Origin of the sequence: Sphingomonas sp. 1185 (assembly GCF_040544655.1) — a bacterium.
Classification (GTDB): Bacteria; Pseudomonadota; Alphaproteobacteria; order Sphingomonadales; family Sphingomonadaceae; genus Sphingomonas.
Map to the genome: position 1 here is coordinate 43,755 of NZ_JBEPKL010000021.1, position 21,813 is coordinate 65,567.

21 protein-coding genes and 1 tRNA gene are annotated in these 21,813 nt (G+C 68.4%); 14 read left to right on the forward strand and 8 right to left on the reverse strand.

Annotation, left to right across the window (positions count from 1 at the left end; translation table 11 throughout):
- Nucleotides 1-164: 164 nt before the first annotated feature.
- On the forward strand, nucleotides 165-1,058 hold the full coding sequence (gene rarD / locus ABIC44_RS13830; protein ID WP_354296116.1) for an EamA family transporter RarD: 894 nt from the start codon (nucleotides 165-167) through the stop codon (nucleotides 1,056-1,058).
- A gap of 6 nt (nucleotides 1,059-1,064) precedes the next feature.
- On the opposite strand, the gene ABIC44_RS13835 is transcribed toward rarD, so the two are convergent.
- Nucleotides 1,065-1,844: an SDR family NAD(P)-dependent oxidoreductase gene (locus ABIC44_RS13835; RefSeq protein WP_354296117.1), complete on the reverse strand. Its 780-nt coding sequence runs from the start codon at nucleotides 1,842-1,844 to the stop codon at nucleotides 1,065-1,067.
- Between the two features lie 28 nt (nucleotides 1,845-1,872).
- Entirely contained in the window at nucleotides 1,873-3,300 is a 1,428-nt protein-coding gene (locus tag ABIC44_RS13840) for a glucoamylase family protein (protein WP_354296119.1), read from the reverse strand.
- A 574-nt stretch (nucleotides 3,301-3,874) separates the two neighbouring features.
- On the opposite strand from ABIC44_RS13840, the gene ABIC44_RS13845 reads away from it, so the two are divergent.
- Nucleotides 3,875-4,642: an enoyl-CoA hydratase/isomerase family protein gene (locus ABIC44_RS13845; RefSeq protein WP_354296120.1), complete on the forward strand. Its 768-nt coding sequence runs from the start codon at nucleotides 3,875-3,877 to the stop codon at nucleotides 4,640-4,642.
- 158 nt (nucleotides 4,643-4,800) lie between these two features.
- On the opposite strand, the gene ABIC44_RS13850 is transcribed toward ABIC44_RS13845, so the two are convergent.
- The 3 genes from ABIC44_RS13850 to ABIC44_RS13860 form a co-directional block, all read right to left on the reverse strand.
- Nucleotides 4,801-5,022 carry a DUF1289 domain-containing protein gene (locus ABIC44_RS13850; protein WP_309690770.1) on the reverse strand — a complete coding sequence of 74 codons (222 nt, stop codon included), beginning with the start codon at nucleotides 5,020-5,022 and terminating at the stop codon, nucleotides 4,801-4,803.
- 4 nt (nucleotides 5,023-5,026) lie between these two features.
- Complete coding sequence (locus ABIC44_RS13855; protein WP_354296121.1) at nucleotides 5,027-6,451, reverse strand: DEAD/DEAH box helicase; 1,425 nt, start codon at nucleotides 6,449-6,451, stop codon at nucleotides 5,027-5,029.
- A gap of 144 nt (nucleotides 6,452-6,595) precedes the next feature.
- A complete protein-coding gene (locus tag ABIC44_RS13860; RefSeq protein ID WP_354296122.1) occupies nucleotides 6,596-7,045 on the reverse strand; it encodes a hypothetical protein in 450 nt (149 codons plus the stop codon).
- Between the two features lie 66 nt (nucleotides 7,046-7,111).
- Between ABIC44_RS13860 and ABIC44_RS13865 the strand changes: the two genes are divergently transcribed.
- The 3 genes from ABIC44_RS13865 (at nucleotide 7,112) to ABIC44_RS13875 (ending at nucleotide 9,928) form a co-directional block, all read left to right on the forward strand.
- Nucleotides 7,112-8,536, forward strand: a complete 1,425-nt coding sequence (locus ABIC44_RS13865) for an FAD-binding oxidoreductase (RefSeq protein WP_354296123.1) — start codon at nucleotides 7,112-7,114, stop codon at nucleotides 8,534-8,536.
- Between the two features lie 75 nt (nucleotides 8,537-8,611).
- Nucleotides 8,612-9,385: a SapC family protein gene (locus ABIC44_RS13870; RefSeq protein WP_307101322.1), complete on the forward strand. Its 774-nt coding sequence runs from the start codon at nucleotides 8,612-8,614 to the stop codon at nucleotides 9,383-9,385.
- 3 nt (nucleotides 9,386-9,388) lie between these two features.
- Nucleotides 9,389-9,928: a cytochrome b gene (locus ABIC44_RS13875; protein ID WP_354296125.1), complete on the forward strand. Its 540-nt coding sequence runs from the start codon at nucleotides 9,389-9,391 to the stop codon at nucleotides 9,926-9,928.
- Between the two features lie 302 nt (nucleotides 9,929-10,230).
- Here the strand turns inward: ABIC44_RS13875 and ABIC44_RS13880 are convergent, their stop codons facing one another.
- The gene (locus ABIC44_RS13880; protein WP_354296126.1) at nucleotides 10,231-11,088 is read right to left on the reverse strand and encodes an N-formylglutamate amidohydrolase; all 858 of its coding nucleotides are present in this window, start codon (nucleotides 11,086-11,088) and stop codon (nucleotides 10,231-10,233) included.
- Nucleotides 11,089-11,188: 100 nt separating this feature from the next.
- Here ABIC44_RS13880 and cpdR point away from each other — a divergent pair, with 100 nt between their 5' ends.
- The 7 genes from cpdR (at nucleotide 11,189) to ABIC44_RS13915 (ending at nucleotide 16,357) form a co-directional block, all read left to right on the forward strand.
- Nucleotides 11,189-11,566, forward strand: a complete 378-nt coding sequence (gene cpdR, locus ABIC44_RS13885) for a cell cycle two-component system response regulator CpdR (RefSeq protein ID WP_307104665.1) — start codon at nucleotides 11,189-11,191, stop codon at nucleotides 11,564-11,566.
- A gap of 45 nt (nucleotides 11,567-11,611) precedes the next feature.
- Nucleotides 11,612-11,686 (forward strand) — tRNA-Val (locus ABIC44_RS13890).
- Between the two features lie 130 nt (nucleotides 11,687-11,816).
- Nucleotides 11,817-12,104, forward strand: a complete 288-nt coding sequence (locus ABIC44_RS13895) for a hypothetical protein (RefSeq protein WP_309690725.1) — start codon at nucleotides 11,817-11,819, stop codon at nucleotides 12,102-12,104.
- A gap of 8 nt (nucleotides 12,105-12,112) precedes the next feature.
- On the forward strand, nucleotides 12,113-12,544 hold the full coding sequence (locus tag ABIC44_RS13900) for a periplasmic heavy metal sensor (RefSeq protein WP_309690723.1): 432 nt from the start codon (nucleotides 12,113-12,115) through the stop codon (nucleotides 12,542-12,544).
- The gene (locus ABIC44_RS13905) at nucleotides 12,541-13,101 is read left to right on the forward strand and encodes an RNA polymerase sigma factor (protein WP_354296128.1); all 561 of its coding nucleotides are present in this window, start codon (nucleotides 12,541-12,543) and stop codon (nucleotides 13,099-13,101) included. Before ABIC44_RS13900 ends, ABIC44_RS13905 begins: the two co-directional genes overlap by 4 nt.
- Nucleotides 13,102-13,133: 32 nt before the next feature.
- Nucleotides 13,134-14,936, forward strand: a complete 1,803-nt coding sequence (locus ABIC44_RS13910) for a copper resistance system multicopper oxidase (RefSeq protein ID WP_502959850.1) — start codon at nucleotides 13,134-13,136, stop codon at nucleotides 14,934-14,936.
- Nucleotides 14,933-16,357, forward strand: coding sequence for a copper resistance protein B (locus tag ABIC44_RS13915; protein ID WP_354296129.1), 1,425 nt, complete (start codon nucleotides 14,933-14,935; stop codon nucleotides 16,355-16,357). The genes ABIC44_RS13910 and ABIC44_RS13915 overlap by 4 nt, the downstream gene beginning before the upstream one ends.
- A gap of 265 nt (nucleotides 16,358-16,622) precedes the next feature.
- Here ABIC44_RS13915 and ABIC44_RS13920 read toward each other — a convergent pair whose 3' ends face one another.
- Nucleotides 16,623-17,231 carry a DUF1826 domain-containing protein gene (locus tag ABIC44_RS13920; protein WP_354296130.1) on the reverse strand — a complete coding sequence of 203 codons (609 nt, stop codon included), beginning with the start codon at nucleotides 17,229-17,231 and terminating at the stop codon, nucleotides 16,623-16,625.
- A 138-nt stretch (nucleotides 17,232-17,369) separates the two neighbouring features.
- A complete protein-coding gene (locus ABIC44_RS13925; RefSeq protein WP_307101306.1) occupies nucleotides 17,370-18,674 on the reverse strand; it encodes a sugar MFS transporter in 1,305 nt (434 codons plus the stop codon).
- Between the two features lie 182 nt (nucleotides 18,675-18,856).
- Here ABIC44_RS13925 and ABIC44_RS13930 point away from each other — a divergent pair, with 182 nt between their 5' ends.
- Together ABIC44_RS13930 and ABIC44_RS13935 are read left to right on the forward strand one after the other, a co-directional pair.
- Nucleotides 18,857-19,951 (forward strand): aldose epimerase family protein, encoded by a 1,095-nt coding sequence (locus ABIC44_RS13930; RefSeq protein ID WP_309690713.1) that lies wholly within the window; start codon nucleotides 18,857-18,859, stop codon nucleotides 19,949-19,951.
- A gap of 13 nt (nucleotides 19,952-19,964) precedes the next feature.
- Entirely contained in the window at nucleotides 19,965-21,755 is a 1,791-nt protein-coding gene (locus tag ABIC44_RS13935) for an IlvD/Edd family dehydratase (protein ID WP_309700454.1), read from the forward strand.
- The last annotated feature ends 58 nt before the right edge of the window (nucleotides 21,756-21,813 follow it).

The following is a 21,813-nucleotide window of genomic DNA, read 5'->3' on the forward strand; positions in this document are numbered from 1 at the left end:
CTGTCGGTAATTATTCCCCACCTCCGTTCCGCCTGAGCGAAGTCGAAGGCCTCGCATGACCCCATTCACCGGCCACCCGCCTTGTCCTCGCGGACGGGCGGACGCCAGGGGCGCGCGCCGACCAAGCCTTGCCAACCGCGCCCCCGCCGTGGAACAGGGGCGGCATGACGACCGACCATAACGCCCGCACCGGCCTGATGCTCGGCATCGGGGCCTATATCAGCTGGGGCATATTGCCGCTCTATCTCAAGCTGTTGAAGGGCGTGCCCGCGCTTCAGGTGCTGGCCCATCGCATCCTGTGGTCGCTGTTGCTGCTGGCGCTGGTCGTGCTGGTCGCGCGGCGGGGGCGGGCGATCCTCGCGGCGGCGCGCGGGCGTACCCTGTTGCTGCTCTGCGCCAGCGCCGCGCTGATCGCGGTGAACTGGCTGGTCTATATCTGGTCGGTCCAGAACAACCATGTGCTCGAGGCGAGCCTGGGCTATTTCATCAACCCGCTGATCAACGTCGCGCTGGGCGTCGTGCTGCTGGGCGAGCGGATCCGCCGGGGACAGGCGGTGGCGGTCGGCATCGCCGCGCTCGGCGTGGCGGTGCTGGCGATCAGCGGGGGCGGGGCGATCTGGATATCGCTGGCGCTGGCATTGTCGTTCGGATTCTATGGCCTGGTCCGCAAGGTCGCCGCGATCGACGCGCTGGGCGGCCTGACGGTCGAGACGCTGTTGCTGGCGGCGCCCGCGCTGGCGGTGCTGGTGCAGGCCAGCGCCGCGGGCACGGCGGCGTTCGGGGTGGACCGGCATCTCGACATGCTGCTGATCCTGGCGGGGGCGGTGACCGCGGCGCCGCTGCTGATGTTCGCGGCGGCGGCGCGGCGGCTTCGCTATTCGACCCTGGGGCTGCTGCAATATCTCGCCCCGACGCTGCAATTCGCGCAGGCGGTGCTGCTGTTCGGCGAGCCGCTCAAGCCCATGCACATCGTCACCTTCGTGCTGATCTGGGCGGGGTGCGCGCTCTATGCCTTTGACAGCGTGCGGGGGAGCCGGACGCCCGTTACCGCCGAATAAGTCGGCTCACCGCCGCCCGCTCTGCAATTTCGCGACCGCGCGCCGCAGCACCCCGCGCGGCGCCACCCGCGTGCTGGCGGCGGTCAGCCGGTTGAGCAGCCCCGACACCATCACCGCCTGGCCCCGGCCGAGCGCATCCAGCCCGTCGCGTACCACCTGGTCCGACGTGCCCGCAAAGCGTTCGAACAGCGGCGTCTGAGCCATGCCCGCGACATCGGCGAACTCGGTCCTGGTCGGCCCCGGACACAGCGCGGTGACGGTCACGCCGCGCCCCTTCACTTCTTCGTGCAGCGCCTCGGAGAAGTGCAGCACGAACGCCTTGCTGGCATAATAGACCGCCATATAGGGCCCCGGTTGAAAGGCGGCGGTGGACGCGACGTTCAGCACCGCCCCCCGCCCGCGCGCCAGCATCGGGGGCAGCAGCGCATGGGTCAGCGCGACGAGCGCACGGGCATTCAGGTCGATCATCCCCAGCTGCGTCGCCAGATCGCCGTCCGCGAAAGGGCCCAGCGCGCCATAACCGGCATTGTTGATCAGCGTATCGATATGCAGGCCGCGATCCGCCACCCCGTCGAGCAAGGTCTTCACCCCCTCCGGCCGTCCCAGATCGGCGGAGACGACATGTATCTCCACCCCCGGTCGCTGCCCCAGATCCTGCGCCAGCGCGGCCAGCCGGTCGGTGCGCCGGGCGGTCAGGACCAAGGTCACCGGCTTTTTCGCCAGCGCGCGAGCGAAATCCGCGCCCAGCCCGGCCGATGCGCCGGTAATCAGGATGGTGTCGGTCATGGCCGCCTCCCAAATCGCGCGGCCGTCCCTATCCGTTCAGCCAGCCGCCGGTGAATCCCGCCCTTTGCAATCCGCGCCGCAGGTGCGGGTTCCGTCGCATCGTCTTCCAGATCAGGCCGGTGCGGTGATTCTCGATCATCGCGACGATCGGGCCCTGGTCGATGCCCAGATAATCCTTGTCGACCCAGCCGATGCCGGGGACGATCTCGCCATGTTTCAACGGCTCGGGCGGGTTGGTCAGCGTCGGGTTGAACGCATCGAGAAAGCCGTATTTGCCGTAGATGCCCTGGCCATAGCGGTCGTGCATCGCCTGCACCGCCGGAATCGCGATATCGGGAGCGAAGGGGATGGACGCGGCGGCGGCCGTGGGCGCCAGCGTGCCGTCGTCGCGCTCGCCCGGTCCGCGCGCCGAATAGCTGTAGAATTCGCGCGGCAGCCCGTCGATCGTCTGGATGAAGTCGCCCGGCCCGTCGCACGCGGTCAGCCCCCAGATATCCGCGCCATAGCCGCGCCAACGGCCCGGATTCTCGATGGCATAGCGTTGCTGGGCATAGGCGGCCCGGCGGCTGTTCTCGAAATAGTCGATGCCCTTGCCCGCCATATAGCCGTCGCGGATGCCTTTGAAATCGACCCAGACATGGCTGTACTGGTGGCCGAACAGCGGCGCGAAGTGGAGATGCGGCTGGCCCCAGCGATCCGACCAGCTCGGCTCGAACCGGCTGGACCAGGCCTGCCACGTCCCCTCCGGCAGCGGATGGGTGGGGGAGCCCAGCGCCAGCAGATAGAGCAGCATCCCCTCATTATAGGCGTCCCAGTCGGACTTGATGAACCCCGTCTCCGGGTGCCAGCCCATCGACAACAGGGGCGCGCGCGGGGTGATCCAGGTCCAGTCGACCGCGCCGTAGATCCGGTCGGCGAGCGCGCGGATGCGGACCTCGTCGGGATGATCGCCATCGAACCAGCTTTGCGCGAACAGCACGCCGCCCAGCAGCAGCGCGGTGTCGACCGTCGACAGCTCGCACCGGGCGAAGCGCTGTCCCTTGGTGACACCCAGGAAATGGTAGAAGAAGCCCTTATAGCCGCTGAACCCGGTCTCGCCGGGCCCCTGCGGGGCATCGGCGAAGAATTGCAGCGTGATCAGCGTGCGAAGCCGCGCCTCTTCGCGGGTGATCCAGCCATTGACGACGCCGACCGGATAGGCGGTCAGCGCAAAGCCCACCGCCGCGATCGAGGCGAAGGACGGCGTCGGCCAGCGGTCGGGGGCGAGGCCGGTTTCGGCATCGGTCGTTTCCCAGAAGAAGCGGAAGGTGCGTTCCTGCAGATCGCGGATCAGGTCGGGTTGAACCTGCGGAATGATGCGCGGCGTGCTCACCCGGCCCTGCGGCCCGGCACATCCCGTTATCAGGGCGGCGAGGCTCAGCCCGCCCAGATTCAGGACGCCGCGGCGGTCGTACATGGTCTCTCCTTGTTTCTTTTCTGGTGCCGTGCCGTTCTGGACCCGGCCCGGTCGTTATGGCCCGCAACCTAGCCGGAACGACCCTTCACGGGGAAGAGCAGGAGGGGGTATGGCCGACCCCGGCGTCCCGGACGCCGTGCCGGGCGAAATATGTCGGCGATACAGTATGATGGGGGCGGCCTGGCGGCCCCATACGGGCATGCCCGTCCAGCCATGCGAATAAAAAAATGTAACCGGTTACTCGGTCGGGCGGCCGAGACGCCGAATCGGTACGGGGCGGGCCCTGCCCGATCCGGGCGGGCGCATCGGCGATGGGATGATCGCGAAAAAGGGAAAGGGCGGCTCGCCACCGAGCCGCCCGGCATCCTCTCCCGGCACGAAGCCTTGCGGCTTCCGATGCCTGATGCCGACCTGTTTTCGGCCGGTCATTCTGACATGAACGGCTCTTAATCCTGTCTTGGTCGCCCGCTCAAGCCCCTGTCGATGGACCCTGGGTTAAAGCGGTGATCCTGTGTCTTTCGAGCAACGGGTATGGTGCTGGCCGTTCGCGTGGAAACCGCGCTAAGAGGGCGGCATGACAGTTGAATTTCGGCGTGACGCGGCGGTGGCGGTCCTGACGCTACGGAATCCGCCACATAATCATCTGGGGCTGGGAACCATTTCCGAATTGGGCAATGCGTTCGATTCGGCGGATCGCGATCCCGATATCCGGGCGATCCTTCTTCGATCCGAAGGTCGGGTCTTCTGCGCCGGGGCCGACCTGGTGAACGCCAACCCGGTGGCGGAGCCTTTGTCGCCGGGCGCGCGCAGCCCCTTCTATGTCGCGGCGGCGCGTCTGTTCGGGGTCGCCACGCCGGTCGTGGCGGCGGTGCAGGGGGCGGCGGTGGGCGCAGGGCTGGGGCTGGCACTGGTCGCCGATTTTCGGGTCGCCAGTCCCGAGGCGCGGTTCGTGGCCAATTTCGTCGCGTTGGGGCTGCATCCCGGCTTCGGCATCTCGGCGGTGCTGGAGCGCGTGATCGGGCGGCAGCGCGCGGCGATGATGCTGCTCACCGGGCGGCGCATCCGGGGGGATGAGGCCGAACGCTGGGGGCTGGTCGACCAGCTGGTGCCGCCCGGCCGGCTGGACGAGACGGCCCTGGCGCTGGCCCGGGAGATCGCGGCGGGCGCACCGCTGGCGGTGGCATCGACCCGCCGGACGCTGCGCGGCGACCTGCGCGCGCTGGTCGAGGCGGCGACCGACTATGAACTCGCCGAGCAGGCCAGGCTGATGCGGACCGAGGATTTCGCCGAAGGGGTACGCGCGGTCAGCGAACGCCGACCCGGACGGTTCGTGGGGCGATAGGGGGCGGCAATTCCGACGCGCCGTTCAGCCTGAGCGAAGTCGAAGGCCAAGGGAATCACGCCGCCAGAAGCGCGGGGCGGCGGTTTAGCGTGGCCTTCGACTTCGCTCAGGCTGAACGGGCGGTGGGGTAGGGGGCGCGGCGCACGGCCCGCCACCCCTCAGCCCTGCTTCGCCGCCAGCTCCGCCTTGCGCGCAGGCAGGGCGGCCAGGATCGCGCGGCGTTCCTCGGGCGGCTTGGCGCTCCAGTTCGAGATTTCGCGGATCGTCCGCGCGCAGCCCAGGCACCAGCCCGTCGCCTTGTCCATCGTGCAGACCAGCACGCACGGGCTGGCGATGCTCGCGGGTTCCGGTTCGACGAAGCTGATGATGTCGAGCGACATGGGATCAGATCCCGAACGAGACTTTCAGGAAGTCCGGGATCGGGCCGTTCCAGCCGCCGTCATCGGGCGCCTCGTCGGCATTGGAGCGGCGGCGGTCGCGACGCCGGTCGTCGCCACGCGGCGGCCGCGCATCCTGGAACCGGGGCTGCTCCTGCCGGGGCTCCGGCTCGCGGGTCGCGCGGGCCGGACGGGCGCGCGGCGCCTCCTCGACCGGCTCGGGGGCGGGGGTGGCCTCGACCGGCGTCTCGGCGGCGCGCTGGCCGCGCTCGCGACGCGGACGGCGACCGGGGCGCTCCTCCTCGACGGGGGCGGGCAGTTCCAGGCGGTCGATGGTCTGGCCGGTCAGCTTCTCGATATTCTCGAGATTCTCGGCATCGTCGGGCGCGACGAAGGTATAGGCGGTGCCGGTCGCGCCGCCGCGACCCGTGCGGCCGATGCGGTGGACATAATCGTCCGGATGCCAGGGCGCGTCGAAGTTGAACACATGGCTGACGCCCTTGATGTCCAGCCCGCGCGCCGCGACGTCGGAGGCGACGAGGATGTTGATCTCGCCCCGCTTGAACAGTTCCAGCTCGGCCAGCCGCTGCGGCTGTTCCATGTCGCCGTGGATCTCGCCCGAGCGGAAGCCATGCTGCTTGAGCGACTTGTTCAGCTCGCGCACCGTCGTCTTGCGGTTGCAGAAGATGATCGCGGTGCGAACCTCCTCCTGGCCCAGCAGCTGGCGCAGCCGCTTGCGCTTCTCGAACGACTGGGGCGCGACCGGCACCACGAACTGCGCGATGTTGATGTTGGTCGAGGCGGGACGCGCGACCTCGATCGTCTTGGGGCTTTCCAGGAACTTGTCGGCCAGCTTCTTGATCGGCGGCGGCATCGTCGCGGAGAAGAGCAGGGTCTGGCGCTGCTTGGGCAGCTTGGTGCAGATTTCCTCGATATCGGGGATGAACCCCATGTCGAGCATCCGGTCCGCCTCGTCGATGACCAGCATCGAACAGCCGGTCAGCAGGATGTTGCCGCGCTGGAACAGGTCCATCAACCGGCCCGGCGTCGCGATCAGCACGTCGACGCCCTTTTCCAGCGCCTTGATCTGGTCGCCCATCGACACGCCGCCGATCAGCAGCGCCATGGAGAGCTTGTGGTTGGCCCCGTATTTCTCGAAATTCTCGGCCACCTGCGCGGCGAGTTCGCGCGTCGGCTCCAGGATCAGGCTGCGCGGCATGCGTGCGCGGCTGCGCCCATGCGCCAGGATGTCGATCATCGGTAGGACGAAGGAAGCGGTCTTGCCCGTCCCCGTCTGTGCGATGCCGATGATGTCGCGCATCATCAGGACGGAGGGGATGGCGGACGCCTGAATCGGTGTCGGCTCGGTATAGCCGGCATCGTGGACCGTCTTCAGGAGTTCATCGGAGAGGCCGAGATCGGCAAAGCTCATGCAGTTTTCCGGAATATGGCGTGGAGTGGGAATCGCCCCGCGCTCGCCCAGCAAGGGTAGGCGCTTGCGGATTTGACGGCAAAAGTCAAGTTTTTGCCGCGTTCGGGTCGTGAATCACCCGCTTGCCGGACAGGATGGCGATGGTCAGCGCGCCGGCGTCAGGGCGCGGAAGCGCTGGATATCGCAGGTGCCGCCCGCCCGCGTCCGGATCGGATCGCGTCGCGCGCAAATCTGGCCGTCGGCACCGGGGCGGATATAGAAGGTGGCGTAATAGTCGATCTGCCGACAGGCGCGCGACAGATGGGCGCGCACCCGGTTGCCGCCCACCAGGACGATGTCGACCGTCCCCTCCTCGCCGGGCAGCGCGCCCGCCAGCTGTTGCGCGGGGATGCAGCGGGGGCCCTTGCGCTCCTTCCACCGGGTCGGCGTCATCGCGCGCATCGGGGTGCGCGGCACCCGGACGATGACCCGCTCGCGGATCATGACCTGGGCGAAGCGGCCTTGCGGCAATGACGGATCGGCCGCCCCCAGCAAGGCGGGCGTTACCAGCGTCGCCAGAGTGGCGGCGGCAAGTGTCCAAGGGCGGCGCAGCATGTCAGCGGGACCCGCTCATAGCAGCGATCGTTGAACACTTCCTGAACCTGTTTTAGCGGATGGGGCATGAATTCCAGCCAGACCGCCATGATCGCCGCGCTTCGCCCCCTGCTGGGCGACAAGGGGATCGTCACCGATCCCGAACGGATCGCCCCCTGGGAGATCGACTGGCGGCGGCGATTCTCCGGCCATGCCCCCGCGATCCTGGCCCCCGCCGATACCGCGCAGGTCCAGGCGGTGCTGCGCGCGGCGGTCGAACACCGGGTGCCGCTGGTACCGCAGGGGGGGAACAGCTCGATGGTCGGCGGGGCGACCCCGCCCGGGGACGGCTCGGCGCTGATCCTGTCGACCCGCCGGATGAACCGCATCCGCCGGATCGATGCGCAGGCGGGCATGGCGATCGCCGAGGCGGGGGTGATCCTGGCCGAGTTGCACGACGCCGCCGAGGCGCAAGGGTGGCGCTTTCCGCTGACCCTGGGGGCAAAGGGCAATGCGACGGTGGGCGGGCTCGTCTCGACCAATGCGGGCGGCACGCAGGTCTTGCGCTTCGGGACGATGCGCGGGCTGACGCTGGGGGTGGAGGCGGTGATGCCCGACGGATCGCTCTATGACGGGCTGTCCGCGCTGAAGAAGGACAATCGCGGCTATGACCTGGGACAGCTGCTGATCGGCGCGGAGGGGACGCTGGGCATCGTCACCGCCGCCGCGCTGCGGCTGGCCCCGGCGATCGCGGGCCATGCGACCGCCTGGGTCGGGTTGTCCGATCCGGCGGCGGGCCTGTCGCTGCTGCGCCGGTTGCAGGCCGCGACCGACATGATCGAGAGTTTCGAGATCCTGCCCGCCGAAAGCCTGGCCGCCGCCGTCGCGCATCTCCCCGGCGCGCGCGCGCCACTGGCCGGGCCGCATCCCTGGCACGTGCTGATCGAGGCGGTGACGGGCGACCCCGCCGCCGATCCGGCCGCCATGCTGGAGGCGCAACTCGCCGCCGCGCTGGAGGACGGGGTGGTCGCCGATGCGGTGATCGCCGCATCGGACACGCAGGGCGAGGCGTTCTGGCTGCTCCGCCACTCGCTGTCCGATGCCGAGCGCGCGCTGGGCCCGGCGGTGCAGCACGACATCGCGGTCCCGGTCGAGGCGATGCCGCGCTTCATGGTCGAGGCGGCGGCGGCGTGCGACGCGCGCTTCACCGGCACCCATGCTTCGGGCTTCGGGCATCTGGGGGACGGCAATATCCATTTCCATGTCCGCGCCGCGCCCGGCACCGACCGCGACCGTTTCTATGCCGAACAGGCCGCGACCATCACCCGCTTCGTCCATGACCTGGTGACGGCGGCGGGCGGCACCATCTCGGCCGAACACGGCATCGGCCAGATGAAGCGCGACGAACTCGCCCGCCTCTCGCCCGAACGGGTCGCGGCGATCCGCGCCATCAAGACGGCGCTCGATCCGCACGGCCTGTTCAATCCGGGCAAGCTCGTCGCTTGCGCATAAGGCCCTGGCCCCATAGACACGAGGCCACGACACGCGGCCGGGGGGCTCGCGTGAACGCGTTTTTTGGAGATTATCATGGCCAGCGCGCCGTCCCTTCCGCTTTTCTATAACGGCCTGGAGCCGCTTTCGAGCGAGGCTCACGCCAATTACAAGGTCCGTCCGCAGGAAACGGCGCCCTTCCTCGCCGGCCAGCATGCCATCCCCGTCACCGTCGACGAATTCCCGCTGGTCCAGCGTTTCATGCCGATCGTCTTTTCGGTTGGCGAGGCGCCGATCCCGCTCGCGCTGATGGGCCTGAACGAGGGCGTCAACGTCTTCGTCAGCGACGAAGGCCGTCTGACCGAGACGAACTTCTACGTCCCCGCCTATGTCCGCCGCTATCCGTACATGCTGGCGCGCCTGCGTCCCGAGGCCGAAGAGCTGTCGCTCTGCTTCGACCCGACCTCGCCGACCATCGGTGCGTTCGACGACGGCGACGCGCTGTTCGACAACGGCCAGCCCAGCGAGCTGACCAAGAACATCCTGGCGTTCAACGAATCGTTCGAACAGGCCGGTGCGCGCACGCAGAACTTCATGGCCGAACTGGTCGAGATGGGCCTGCTGATGGACGGCGAAGTCTCGATCCAGCCCGATGGCGCGGAGCAGCCCTTCGTCTATCGCGGTTTCCAGATGGTCAATGAAGAGAAGCTGGTCGACCTGCGCGGCGACCAGCTGCGCAAGATGAGCCAGTCGGGGATGCTCCCGCTGCTCTATGCGCACCTCTTCTCGCTCTCGCTGATGCGCGACATCTTCTCGCGCCAGATGCAGCTGGGCAAGATGCCCCAGCCGCAGCTTCAGCCGATCGGCTAAGCCATGGGCGGGCCGGTCGCCGCGACGGCGCGGTACAGCCATGTCGCGATCGCCTTTCACTGGGCGATCGCGGTCCTGGTGGTCGCCAATCTGGCGATCGGCCTGCTCCACGAAAGCCTGTTGCCGGGGACCATCCCGCTGCACAAGGCGATCGGGTTGACCGTGCTGGCGCTGACCGCCGGGCGGATCCTCTGGCGGCTGGGCCATCGCCCGCCGCCGCTGCCCGCCGAGGTCCCGGCCTGGGCGCGCGGCAGCGCCCATGCGCTGCACATGACCCTCTATGTCCTGATGATCGTCATGCCGATGAGCGGCTGGGCGATGGGATCGGGCCGCGACGTCCCGCGTCCCGTCAGCTGGTTCGGACTGTTCGACGTGCCGCCTCTGCCCATCGGCAAGGCCGCCGCCGGGCTGGGGCATGAGGCGCATGAGATTCTGGGGTGGGCGATGCTGGCGCTGGTGGCGATCCATGTCGCGGCGGCGCTGCGCCATCACTATCTGCTGCGCGACGGCCTGCTCGCGCGCATGAGCTTCCGCACGCGCTGAGCCTTTCCTCCCCTGCAAGGGAAGGGAGACCATGCGAAGCATGGTGGAGGGATGTAGCCACCTGGGAGCGGTCGGCACCCTCGCAGAACGGGATACCCCTCGTCAGGCCGGCCCATCCCACGACCCGTTACGAAAAAATGACGAATTGCGGGGGGCGGGGTTGAACCAAATAGGCCCCTTCTTATTTATACCCTGTACGGCATCGTGTCCCCCCTTTCGCGGTGTCGTATGACACGCTTTCAGCGTGTCTCCTCCCTGAACCTTGGCCACCTCGCGCTCTCCCCCTTGCGCGAGGTGGTTTTTTATTCGGCGGCGAGCGGCAGGTCCTGCCCCAGCGCCTCGGCGCCAAGCGCGGCGATCACCCCCCGGACCAAGGCTACCGTGGCATCGAAGCCTTCGCCCGGCGATTCCAGTGCGGCATCGAGATAGAGCGAACGGTCCAGCTCCAGCTGGATCGCATGGATGCCGCGGCGGGGATCGCCGTGCCGCTCGACGATATGGCCGCCCGCATAGGGCGCGTTACGGGTGACGGCGACGCCCAGCCCGCGCACGGCGGCCTCGATCCGGCGGACGAAGCGGGGCTCGGCGGTCGTGCCGTGCCGGTCGCCGATCACCACCCGGGGGCTGACCGTCGCGCGGCCCAGCGGCGGCATCGAATGCAGGTCGAGCAGCACCGCCACCCCGAACCGCGCCCGGACCGCCGCCAGGCAGGCCGCCAGCGCCTGGTGATAGGGCCGGTGGTCCGTCTCGATCCGGGCGACGATCTCGGCATCGGTGAAGCGCCGCGCCCAGATGTCGCCATGCCCGGCGGTCCGGCGCGGCACCAGCCCCAGCCCGCTGCGCAGCTTGGCCGAACTGCGCCCGCCGATCCGCGCGCCCGCATCGATCAGCGGATCGCGCTCGCCCTCGTCGCGGTTCAGATCGATCCAGGCGCGCGGAGTGCGTTGCATCAGCATCGGCTCGTCGCCGCGCGCCGCCATCGCCACCCGGTCGATCAGCCGGTCCTCCAGCGCCATCAGCGCGGACGGCGGCACGCGCAGCGCGGCGACCAGCGCCGGGGAATAGTCCCGCCCGCCATGCGGCACCGACAGCACGACCGGACCGGCGGGCAGGGCCAGCCCGTAACCGTCATAGCAGGGGCCGGGGTTCGCTTGGGCCATTGGCGGATGATCCTATGGTGGGGCGGCAAGGCAAGCAATGGTCTGGAAATCTTAACGGCCTGGCCGCTAGAACGGCCGCCACATGAATCGGGATCAAGAGATGCTTCACATCCTGCTGGCCGAAGACGATGAGGTCATGCGCGAATATCTGACGCGGGCGCTGACCCGCTCGGGCTATCGGGTGACGGCGGTGGATCGCGGCACGGCGGCCATCCCGCTGCTGGAGAGCGAACGGTTCGACCTGCTGCTGACCGATATCGTCATGCCCGAGATGGACGGCATCGAACTGGCCCAGCGCGCCGCCGTGATGGTGCCCGACCTGCGCGTGATGTTCATCACCGGCTTTGCGGCGGTGACGCTGAAGGCCGGGCAGGCGGTTCCCAACGCCCGCGTCCTGTCCAAACCCTTCCACCTGCGCGACCTGGTGATGGAGGTGGATCGCCTTTTTCAGACAAATTCGGTCGATGGTGCAATTTAGGGCTTGCCAGCCCCCCACACCCCGGCTAATTGGCCGGCCTCCGGCGGGCGTGTAGCTCAGTGGTAGAGCACTGTGTTGACATCGCAGGGGTCGCAAGTTCAATCCTTGCCACGCCCACCATCGAAAACCCCGCTAGGCCAACGGCTTAGCGGGGTTTTTGTTATGGGGTGCGAATCGACTGCCCGGTGGCCGTTTTCCGCAGATCTTATCCCCATGAGGGGTTTGGCGCTTTGTCGCGTATAGTCCTGTCATGACCGATCCCATCGACCACGATCTCGCCCGATTGTCGCGGGGCATGCCGCCCGCCGCGCTTGCGGATATGGAGCAGCGGGTCGCCGCGACGATCGCGGCGGCGCCCGCCCCTGTCGGAACGCTCTCGGCGCGGGGCATGGCGTTGGCGGCGGCCGTCGCCATGGTGCTGGGCCTGGCGGGCGGCGGCGTGATGGCCGGGCGGAGCGAGGCGCGCGAGCGGCCCGGGGCGGCGGTCGTCGCGCTGGGCGGGGGCCTGGCGCCGTCCACGCTGTTGCTGGGCCGGTGAGGGGCGAGATGCGCCGGGCGGTGCTGACCATGGTGATCGCCTTCGTCGCCGCGCTGGCCGGGGTGGCGATCGGATGCCGGTTGCTGATGCCCACCGAGCCGCAGGCGAGCGACATCCATACGCTCGTCCACCAGACAATCGCGCTCGACCCGGCGCAGGCGGTGGCGCTCGACCGGCTGGAGACGCAGTTCGCCGCCACGCGCGCCGCGCTCGACGCCCGGCTGCGCGGCGACAATGCCCGGCTGGCGGCGGCGATCGAGGCCGAGCATCGCGACGGTCCCCGCGTGACCCAGGCGATCGACGCGGTGCATCACAGCATGGGCGACCTGCAAAAAGCGACGCTGGCGCATGTCTTTGCGATGCGCCGCGTGCTGCGGCCCGACCAGGCGGCGACCTTCGACCGGCTGGTGGTCGCCAAGCTGACCGATACGGGGCGGTGAGCCGCGACTATGCGGGCTTGCCCGACGGCGATCTGGTCGCGCTGGTGCGGGGCGGTCGGCCCGAGGCCTATGCCGCGATCGTCGCCCGGCACAAGGCGGCGCTGTATCGCCTGATCCTGGCGCATGTCCGCGACGCCGAGGAGGCGCTGGACCTGGTGCAGGAGAGTTTCGTCGCCGCGCACGGTGCGCTGGCGCGGTTCGATACGACGCGCAGCCTGCGCGCCTGGCTCAGCCGGATCGCGCTCAACAAATGCCGCGACTGGGCGCGGCGGCGGCGGGTGCGCGCGATGATCGCGCGTTTCCTGCCGGTCGAAGCGGCCGAGGCGGTGGCCGACGACCGGATCGGGGGCGAAGCGGCGGCGATCGAGCGCGACTCGCTGGCCCGCACGCTGGCCGCGCTGGACACGCTGCCCGAGGCCTTGCGCGCGCCGCTGATCCTGTGCGCGATCGAGGGGCTGAGCCAGGCCGAGGCGGCCGAGACGCTGGGGCTGAGCGTGAAGGCGGTCGAATTGCGCATCCGCCGGGCCCGTACCGAATTGCGCGACAGGACCGGGTGAGGGGCGCACGCCGGGCCTGCGTATAAGGGGGTATGATCGATCCGAAGACGATGATGCGCCGCCGCGATCTGCTGGCGGGGGGGGCTGGGCTGGGCGCGCTGGTGGCGGTGCCGGGCTGGGCGCAGAGCCATGCGCATGGCCTGGATATGGCGCGCCCCGAGCTGAGCGGCCCCGACATCACCCTGACCATCGCGCGCCAGCACATGATGATCGACGGCAAGCCCTATCACGCGATCGGGATCAACGGCTCGGCCCCGGCGCCGCTGATCCGGCTGCGCGAGGGGCAGCGCGCGCGGATCACCGTCGTCAACCAGCTGGATGAGGAAAGCTCGATCCACTGGCACGGGCTGCTCCTGCCCTTCCAGATGGACGGGGTGCCGGGGATCAGCTTTCCGGGTATTCCGGCGGGCGGGCGCTTCACCTATGAGTTTCCGGTCGTTCAGGCGGGGACCTATTGGTATCACAGCCATTCGGGATTGCAGGAGCAGGAGGGGCTGTACGGCCCCATCGTCATCGACCCCGCCGGACCCGATCTGATCGTCGCCGAGCGCGAGCATGTCGTCCTGCTGTCCGATCACAGCGCGCTGCATCCGCATGCGATCTTCCGCCGCCTGAAATTGCAGGGTGGGTATTTCAACTATCAGAAACAGACCATCGGCGGACTGCTGGCGGGGCGCGACCAGCCTTTGGCCGAGCGGCTGCGCTGGGGGGCGATGCGGATGGACCCCAGCGATGTGTCGGACGTGACCGGCTCGACCTATCGCTATCTGGTCAACGGCCATGGCCCGGCGGACAATTGGACCGGGCTGTTCGCGGTCGGCGAGCGGGTGCGGCTGCGGCTGGTCAATGCGTCGGCGATGACGATCTTCAACATACGGCTTCCGGGGCTGGCGATGACCGTCGTGCAGGCGGACGGGCAGGATGTGCGGCCGGTGGCGGTCGACGAGCTCCAGATCGCGGTCGCCGAGACCTATGACGTGATCGTCACCCCGGCGGAGGACCGCGCCTATACGCTGGTCGCCGAGACCTGGGACCGGTCGGGCATGGCGCGGGCCACGCTGGCGCCGCGGATCGGCATGGTCGCGCCAGTGCCGCCACTGCGCCCCCGGCCGCTGGCGACGATGAAGGATATGGGGATGGGCGGGATGGATCAGGGTGCCGCCGCCTGCTCGCCCGAACATGCCGCGATGGGGCATTGCCAGCCCGGCGGGGGCGGCATGGATCATGGCGCGATGGACCATGGAGCCATGGACCATGGGGCGATGAAGCACGGCATGCGCGACTTCGCCAACGCGCCGGGCCTGCCGCGCACGCCGGTCGTCCAGACGGTTTCGCCGATGCCGGTCGACCGCACCGGCGAGCCGCCACAGGGGCTGGCCGATGCCGGGCACCGGGTGCTGACCTATCGCGACCTGGCGAGCACCCGGCCCAATCCCGATCGCCGCACGCCCTCGCGCGCGCTGACCATCCATCTGACCGGCAATATGGAGCGCTATATGTGGGCGTTCGACGGGGTGAAGCTGAACGCCGTAACCGCGCCCATTCCCTTTCGCCTGAACGAGCGAGTGCGGGTCACGCTGGTCAACGACACGATGATGGCGCACCCGATCCATCTGCACGGCCACTTCTTCGAGCTGGTGACCGGGCATGGCGATCATGCCCCGCGCAAGCATACGGTCAATGTCGCGCCCGGGGGGGCCGTCACCTTCGACCTGACCGCCGATGCCGAGGGGGACTGGGCGTTCCACTGTCACCTCCTCTATCACATGCATGCGGGTATGATGCAGGTGGTGACCGTCCGGCCCGATCCGGCGACGAAGGGAGATGCGGCATGATCCTGCTGTCGCTTCTGCTCGCCGATCCGATGATGCAGCATCAGGGCATGGCGATGCCCGGCATGACGATGCCGATGGCCGCCTCGAAGCCCGCCGCGCTCCGCAAGCCGGGCAAGGCCAGGCCCCGGAAAAAGGCCACCCGCGCCCCGCACGCCGCGCTGGGCCAGGCCGGAATGGCGCATCATGCCATGGAGCATAAGGCGGCGGCTTCGGCCTGCCCCCCCGAACATGCGGCGATGGGCCATTGCCAGGCGACCCCGGCCCTGGAAGCAGGAGCGGCCGATCCCGCCGCGCTGCCCGGCATGGCGATGGGGGCGGTGGCCTGTCCGCCCGAGCACGCCGCCATGGGCCACTGCAAACCTGCACCGGCGGCCGAGACCCGCGCCGCTGATCCCGTCGCGATGCCGGGCATGGCGATGGGGACGGAAGCCTGTCCGCCGGAACACGCCGCCATGGGTCACTGCAAACCCACACCGGCGGCCGAGACCCGCGCCGCCGACTCCGCCGCGATGCCCGGCATAGCGATGGGGGCGGTGGCCTGTCCGCCCGAGCACGCGGCGATGGGCTATTGCAAACCCGCACCGGCGGCCGAGACCCGCGCAGCCGATTCCGCTGCGATGCCGGGCATGGCAATGGGGACGGAAGCCTGTTCGCCCGAACATGCCGCGATGGGCCACTGCCAGCCCGCTGCCGCCCCGGCGGCATTGGTGGGCCATGCCCCGCCGCCGCCCGCTCCGACGATGCGCGCAGCGGATCGCTTTTACGACCCCGCCGTCATGGCCGCCGCCGACCGCCGGATGCGGGCGGAGCATGGCGGCATGGCCTTTCACCAGATCCTGTTCAACCTGGCCGAGATCCAGGTCCGCGACGGGCGCGACGGCTATCGCTGGGACGGGGAGGGCTGGTTCGGCGGCGACATCCACCGGCTGGTCGTCAAGAGCGAGGGCGAGGGGGATTTTGGCGACCGGGTCGGCGCGGCAGAGGTGCAGGCGCTCTATGCCCGCGCGATCGATCCCTATTGGAACCTCCAGGCGGGCGTGCGGCAGGATGTCGGCAGCGGGGTGCGGCGCACCTATGCAGTCGTCGGGGTCGAGGGGCTCGCCCCCTATTGGTTCGATGTCGAGGGCGCCTTGTTCCTGTCGGACAGGGGCGATGTGCTGGCCCGCGCCGAGGCCTGGGTGGACCAGCGGATCACCCAGCGTGCGATCCTGCAACCGCGCATCGAGGTCAATCTCGCCGCGCAGGACGTGCCCGACCAGCGGATTGCGGCGGGCGTCTCCGATATCGAGCTGGGCCTGCGCCTGCGCTACGAGATCGCCCGCGAATTCGCCCCCTATGTCGGGGTGAACTGGGAACGTCGCTATGGCCCCGCCCGGGGCAGCGGCGCGGCGCTGGCGCTGGGCATCCGTGGCTGGTTCTAGGGCCGGATCGCCATTCCGCGATGCCTTTCCTCGCCCCTCGCAGAGGGGAGAGGGTTGCGCAGACTTGGTCTTTGCGAAAGCAAAGGCTTAGTCGGAGCTGGGTGAGGGGTGGGCGCTCGCCTGGCGAGCGCGCGAGCCTTTGGGCTCGCTCAACCCCTCACCCAAGCTGCGCTAGCCAGCAGGCTGGCAAGCTTCGCTAACCCTCTCCCCTGTCCAGGGGAGAGGGAAGAAGAAGGCATCTTGGTCGCAGCAGACCGGCGCAGGGTCAGCCACGGTCGGGCCATTCGGTATCGATGACCAGCAACAGCCGGTCCTCGCCACTGCCCGCGATCGGGGGAGAGCGGTGGATGATCGCCCGGTCGCCTGCGCGCTCGCGGCCCTTGAACAGGCCGACATCGCCCGGCGCCAGCGCGCGGGGCGGGGACTGTGGATCGGCGCCATGGGGCAGCCACTGGGTCGCCTGCCCGCAATAGGTGGTGATCATCCGCAGCGCGACATAGTCGGCATGGAATTTCCAGCAGCCATTGCCCGTCACCCGCTCGATACGGACCTCGACCCGGTCCTCGCCGGTCAGCGTGGCATAAAGCCGGGCCAGCGTCTCGACATCGCGGGCAAGTCCGTCATGCCAGTCCTGCGGAACCGCATCCGCCAGCGCGGCCCGCACCCTAGCCGCGACCGATCCGGCATCGGCCGCGAAGCGCAGCGCCGGAAACCCCGCCAGATCGGGCCGGGGCAGCGGCGACGCGCGTTCCCATATCGCCAGCGTCACCGCCGGATCGTCGATCGTGCCCAACACGCTGGAGTCGTGTCCCAGACGGACATGATCGGGGAGGGCGAGGGGCGCGGCGTGGAGCAGGTCGAGGGAAGGGGACAAGGGCAGGATCCTCGGCTGAATGGTATGATGTATCGTACCATGCCGTACCCATTGGCGAAAGATGCCGCCGCTCCAAAGCAGAAGGGGGCGGCACCCTGCGGCACCGCCCCCCTGTTTTCGAACGAGGATCTTCCGGTATCAGCCGGCGTCCTCGTCGGGGAAGGCGTTGGTCGGCTTCGAGCCCCAGACCGCGTAGAACAGGATGTAGAGCTCGCACACCGCGGTCAGCAGGAACGACTGCTGCAACCCGTAATGATCGGCCAGCCAGCCATGCACCGCGACCAGCGCGCCGCCCGCGATCGCCATGATCAGCAGGCCCGAGCCCTCCTCGGTCAGCGGGCCGAGGCCGCGAATGCCCAGCGTGAAGATGGTCGGGAACATGATCGAGTGGAACAGGCCGACCAGGATCAGCGACCACATGGCGATGTGACCATCGGCGAACACGGTGACCAGCATGGTCAGGAACGCGCCGATCGAGAAGACCGCCAGCACCGCGCCCGCAGGCACCTTCTGCATGATCGCCGAGCCGACGAAGCGGCCGACCATCATCCCGCCCCACAGCAGCGTCAGGTAACGGCCCGCCGCCTCGGTGGTCATGTTGCCGATGTCGGGGCGGCTGACGAAGTTGACGAACAGGTTGCCCACGCCGATCTCGGCGATCAGGTAGATGAAGATCGCGCCGATGCCGAACACCAGGTTGCGATGCTTCCACAGCGAATGGTTCTTGCGCTCCTCCTTGGCGATCCGGCTGGTCGCCGAACCCATGGCGGGCAGCGGGAAGCGCGCGATGACGAGCGCCAGCACGACCAGAACGATCGCGACCAGGCCATAGGGCAGGACCACCGCATGCGCATCGGCCAGGCGTTCGGCCTGGGTCAGCGCCTCACCGGCCTGCGCCGTGCCGCCCTTGGACCGGCCGAGGATCAGATAGGCGCCGAACAGCGGGGCCAGCATCGTGCCCATTGAGTTCATCGCCTGGACGAGGTTGAGGCGCGACGACGCCGTGTCCGCCGGGCCGAGCACCGCGACATAGGGGTTGGCCGCGACCTGGAGCAAGGTGATGCCGCTGGCGATCACGAACAGCATCAGCAGCGTGACGCCATAAGAGGGCAGCGATGCCGCCAGCATCATGCCGACCGCACCCGCCGCCATGATGAGCAGGCCCGTCACCAGCGACTTCTGGTATCCGATCCGCTCGATCAGCTTGGCCGAGGGGATGGAGGCGAAGAAATAGGCGATGAACCAGACGCTCTCGATCAGCGACGCCTGGAAATAGCTCAGCTCGAACACGCTGCGCAGGTGCGGCAGCAGCGTCCCGTTGATGACCGTGATGAAGCCCCACATGAAGAACAGGCTGGCCAGCAGCGCCAGTGCGGAGCCGTATCTGCCCCCTCCCGCGGCTGGCGACGCGCCGTTGGCGCGGGAAACGACGGGTGCGGCCATGCAATCCTCTCCTTCGGGCCGGTAATCTCGCGAAAAACTGTTCGCAGACCGGCTTGCTCCTGATATTTTGTCTGACTATAGTGACGCAAAAGGCGCGTCAATGGCGTCTGGCGACGAAAGGGTGAGGCATGTCGAGGGCGTCAATCAAGACCTTTTTCACGTTGGTAGCGGTAACGTCCGTAATGAGTTCGACTGCGGCCCTGGCGGGCGAGGCGAAACGCGCCCCCGCCGGGCAACTGGCCGATGGTGCCGCGATCGAGGCGGTGACCCTGACCAACAAGGCCGGGCTGTCGGCGCGCGTCCTGACGTACGGCGCCACGTTGCAGTCGGTCATGGCGCCCGATCGCGACGGCAAGCTGGCCGACGTCCTGCTCGGCTATGACAAGGCCGACGATTATGTGAACCATCCCAATTTCTTCGGGGTGACGGTCGGCCGCTTCGCCAACCGGATCGGCGGCGGGCGCTTCACGCTCGACGGGCGCCCCTATCAGCTGACGCTGAACGACAAGGTCAATTCGCTGCACGGCGGGACCAAGGGCTTCGACAAGCATCTGTGGCGCATCGTGTCGATGAAGGACGGCCCGACCGCCAGCGTGGTCATGGCGCTGACCAGCCCCGATGGCGACCAGGGCTATCCGGGCAAGGTCGATGCGACCGTGACCTATTCGCTCGACGAGGCGGGGGCGCTGACCATCGCGTTCGAGGCGAAGACCGACAAGCCGACCATCGTCAACATGACGAACCACGCGATCTTCAACCTGAACGGCGAAGGCTCGCCTTTGGGCGCGACCTTCCACAAGCTGACCATCCCGGCGACGACCTATACCCCGGTCGACGCCAAGCTGATCCCGACCGGCGAGCGACGTCCGGTCGCGGGCACCGTCTTCGACTTCCGCAGCCCGCGCGTGGTCGCCGACGGCATTCGCGACGGCAACGACCAGCAGATCCGCTATGGCCAGGGCTACGACCATAATTTCGCGCTCGACAAGGGGCTGACCGCCACGCCGCAGCTGGCGGCCCGGCTGGAGGACCCCGCCTCGGGCCGCGTGCTCGAGGTGCTGTCGACCGAACCGGGCGTGCAATTCTATACGGGCAATTTCCTCGACGGCACCTATGTCGGCAAGAAGGGCCATCTGTACCGCATGGGCGACGGCATCGCGCTCGAGCCGCAGAAATTCCCCGATTCGCCCAACAAGCCCGATTTCGTCTCGCCGCGCGTCGATCCCGGCAAGCCCTACCGGCATACCATGATCTACCGCTTCTCCACCGTTCGCTGACCGAAAGCCTGACATGACCGACACGCCCAAACTGCGCAGCCGCGCCTGGTTCGACAATCCCGAGAATATCGACATGACCGCGCTCTATCTGGAGCGGTATCTGAACTTCGGCCTGTCGCTGGAGGAGCTTCAGTCGGGCAAGCCGATCATCGGCATCGCGCAGACCGGCTCGGACCTCTCGCCCTGCAACCGCCATCATCTGGTGCTGGCCGAGCGGGTGCGCGAGGGCGTGCGCGAGGCGGGCGGCATCGTCCTGGAATTCCCGGTCCACCCGATCCAGGAAACCGGCAAGCGTCCGACCGCGGGCCTCGACCGCAACCTGGCCTATCTGGGGCTGGTCGAGGTGCTGTACGGCTATCCGCTCGACGCCGTCGTGCTGACCATCGGTTGCGACAAGACGACCCCGGCCGCGCTGATGGCCGCCGCCACCGTCAACATCCCCGCGATCGCGCTGTCGGTCGGGCCGATGCTCAACGGCTGGCACAAGGGCGAGCGGACCGGCTCGGGCACCATCGTCTGGAAGGCGCGCCAGATGCTGGCGGCGGGTGAGATCGACGATGCGGAGTTCATCCGCCTGGTCGCCTCGTCGGCGCCGTCGACCGGCTATTGCAACACCATGGGCACCGCGACCACGATGAACTCGCTGGCCGAGGCGCTGGGCATGTCGCTGCCCGGTTCGGCCGCGATCCCCGCGCCCTATCGCGATCGCCAGGAAGTCGCGTACCTGACCGGCAAGCGCATCGTCGAGATGGTGAACGAGGACCTCAAGCCCTCCGACATCCTGACCAAGGAAGCGTTCCACAACGCGATCAAGGTGAACTCGGCGATCGGCGGCTCGACCAACGCGCCGATCCACCTCGCCGCCATCGCGCGCCATATCGGCGTCGACCTGCCCGTGCAGGACTGGGAGACCGAGGGGCACAAGATCCCGCTGCTCGTGAACCTGCAACCGGCGGGCGAGTATCTGGGCGAGGATTATTACCGTGCGGGCGGCGTGCCCGCCGTGGTCAACCAGCTGATCGAGCAGGGGCTGATCCACGAGGACGCGATGACCGTCAATGGCAAGACCATGGGCGAGAATTGCCGGGGCGTCGCGATCGAGGACGAAAAGGTCATCCGTCCCTTCGCCCAGCCGCTGAAGGAAGAGGCGGGCTTCATCGTCCTGTCGGGCAATCTGTTCGACGCCGCCGTGATGAAGACCAGCGTGATCTCCGAGGAATTCCGCGAGCGTTATCTGTCCAACCCGGACGATCCCGATGCCTTTGAAGGTCCGGCGGTCGTGTTCGACGGGCCGGAGGATTATCACCACCGGATCGACGATCCCGCGACCGGCATCACGCCGCAGACGCTGCTGTTCATGCGCGGCGCGGGGCCGATCGGCTATCCGGGCGCGGCGGAAGTCGTCAACATGCGCCCGCCCGCCTATCTGATCACCGAGGGCGTGCACTCGCTGCCCTGCATCGGCGACGGGCGTCAGTCGGGCACCTCGGGTTCGCCCTCGATCCTGAATGCCAGCCCGGAAGCGGCGGCGATGGGCGGTCTGGCGCTGATCGAGACCGGCGACCGGGTGCGCATCGACCTGAACAAGGGCACTGCCAACATCCTCATCTCCGACGAGGAACTGGCCGAGCGTCGCAAGACCCTCGCGGCGGCGGGCGGGTATAAATATCCCGCTTCGCAGACCCCGTGGCAGGAAATCCAGCGTTCGGTGGTCGGCCAGATGTCGACCGGCGCGATCCTGGAGGGAGCCGAGAAGTATCAGCGTATCGCCCAGACCCAGGGCCTACCGCGCGACAACCATTGATCGGGTACTAGCCGGAACGATCAGGCCGGGCGGGATCCATCCCGTCCGGCCGCCCGGC

Coding starts and splice junctions, on each gene's coding strand:
- ABIC44_RS13930 (WP_309690713.1), top strand. CDS start 18,857: ATGAGTTCGACTGCGGCCCTGGCGGGCGAGGCGAAACGCGCCCCCGCC.
- ABIC44_RS13860 (WP_354296122.1), bottom strand. CDS start 7,045: ATGCTGCGCCGCCCTTGGACACTTGCCGCCGCCACTCTGGCGACGCTG.
- ABIC44_RS13900 (WP_309690723.1), top strand. CDS start 12,113: ATGCGCCGGGCGGTGCTGACCATGGTGATCGCCTTCGTCGCCGCGCTG.
- ABIC44_RS13880 (WP_354296126.1), bottom strand. CDS start 11,088: ATGGCCCAAGCGAACCCCGGCCCCTGCTATGACGGTTACGGGCTGGCC.
- ABIC44_RS13850 (WP_309690770.1), bottom strand. CDS start 5,022: ATGTCGCTCGACATCATCAGCTTCGTCGAACCGGAACCCGCGAGCATC.
- ABIC44_RS13935 (WP_309700454.1), top strand. CDS start 19,965: ATGACCGACACGCCCAAACTGCGCAGCCGCGCCTGGTTCGACAATCCC.
- ABIC44_RS13870 (WP_307101322.1), top strand. CDS start 8,612: ATGGCCAGCGCGCCGTCCCTTCCGCTTTTCTATAACGGCCTGGAGCCG.
- ABIC44_RS13865 (WP_354296123.1), top strand. CDS start 7,112: ATGAATTCCAGCCAGACCGCCATGATCGCCGCGCTTCGCCCCCTGCTG.
- ABIC44_RS13895 (WP_309690725.1), top strand. CDS start 11,817: ATGACCGATCCCATCGACCACGATCTCGCCCGATTGTCGCGGGGCATG.
- ABIC44_RS13845 (WP_354296120.1), top strand. CDS start 3,875: ATGACAGTTGAATTTCGGCGTGACGCGGCGGTGGCGGTCCTGACGCTA.
- ABIC44_RS13910 (WP_502959850.1), top strand. CDS start 13,134: ATGATCGATCCGAAGACGATGATGCGCCGCCGCGATCTGCTGGCGGGG.
- ABIC44_RS13925 (WP_307101306.1), bottom strand. CDS start 18,674: ATGGCCGCACCCGTCGTTTCCCGCGCCAACGGCGCGTCGCCAGCCGCG.
- ABIC44_RS13855 (WP_354296121.1), bottom strand. CDS start 6,451: ATGAGCTTTGCCGATCTCGGCCTCTCCGATGAACTCCTGAAGACGGTC.
- cpdR (WP_307104665.1), top strand. CDS start 11,189: ATGCTTCACATCCTGCTGGCCGAAGACGATGAGGTCATGCGCGAATAT.
- ABIC44_RS13840 (WP_354296119.1), bottom strand. CDS start 3,300: ATGTACGACCGCCGCGGCGTCCTGAATCTGGGCGGGCTGAGCCTCGCC.
- ABIC44_RS13835 (WP_354296117.1), bottom strand. CDS start 1,844: ATGACCGACACCATCCTGATTACCGGCGCATCGGCCGGGCTGGGCGCG.
- rarD (WP_354296116.1), top strand. CDS start 165: ATGACGACCGACCATAACGCCCGCACCGGCCTGATGCTCGGCATCGGG.
- ABIC44_RS13915 (WP_354296129.1), top strand. CDS start 14,933: ATGATCCTGCTGTCGCTTCTGCTCGCCGATCCGATGATGCAGCATCAG.
- ABIC44_RS13875 (WP_354296125.1), top strand. CDS start 9,389: ATGGGCGGGCCGGTCGCCGCGACGGCGCGGTACAGCCATGTCGCGATC.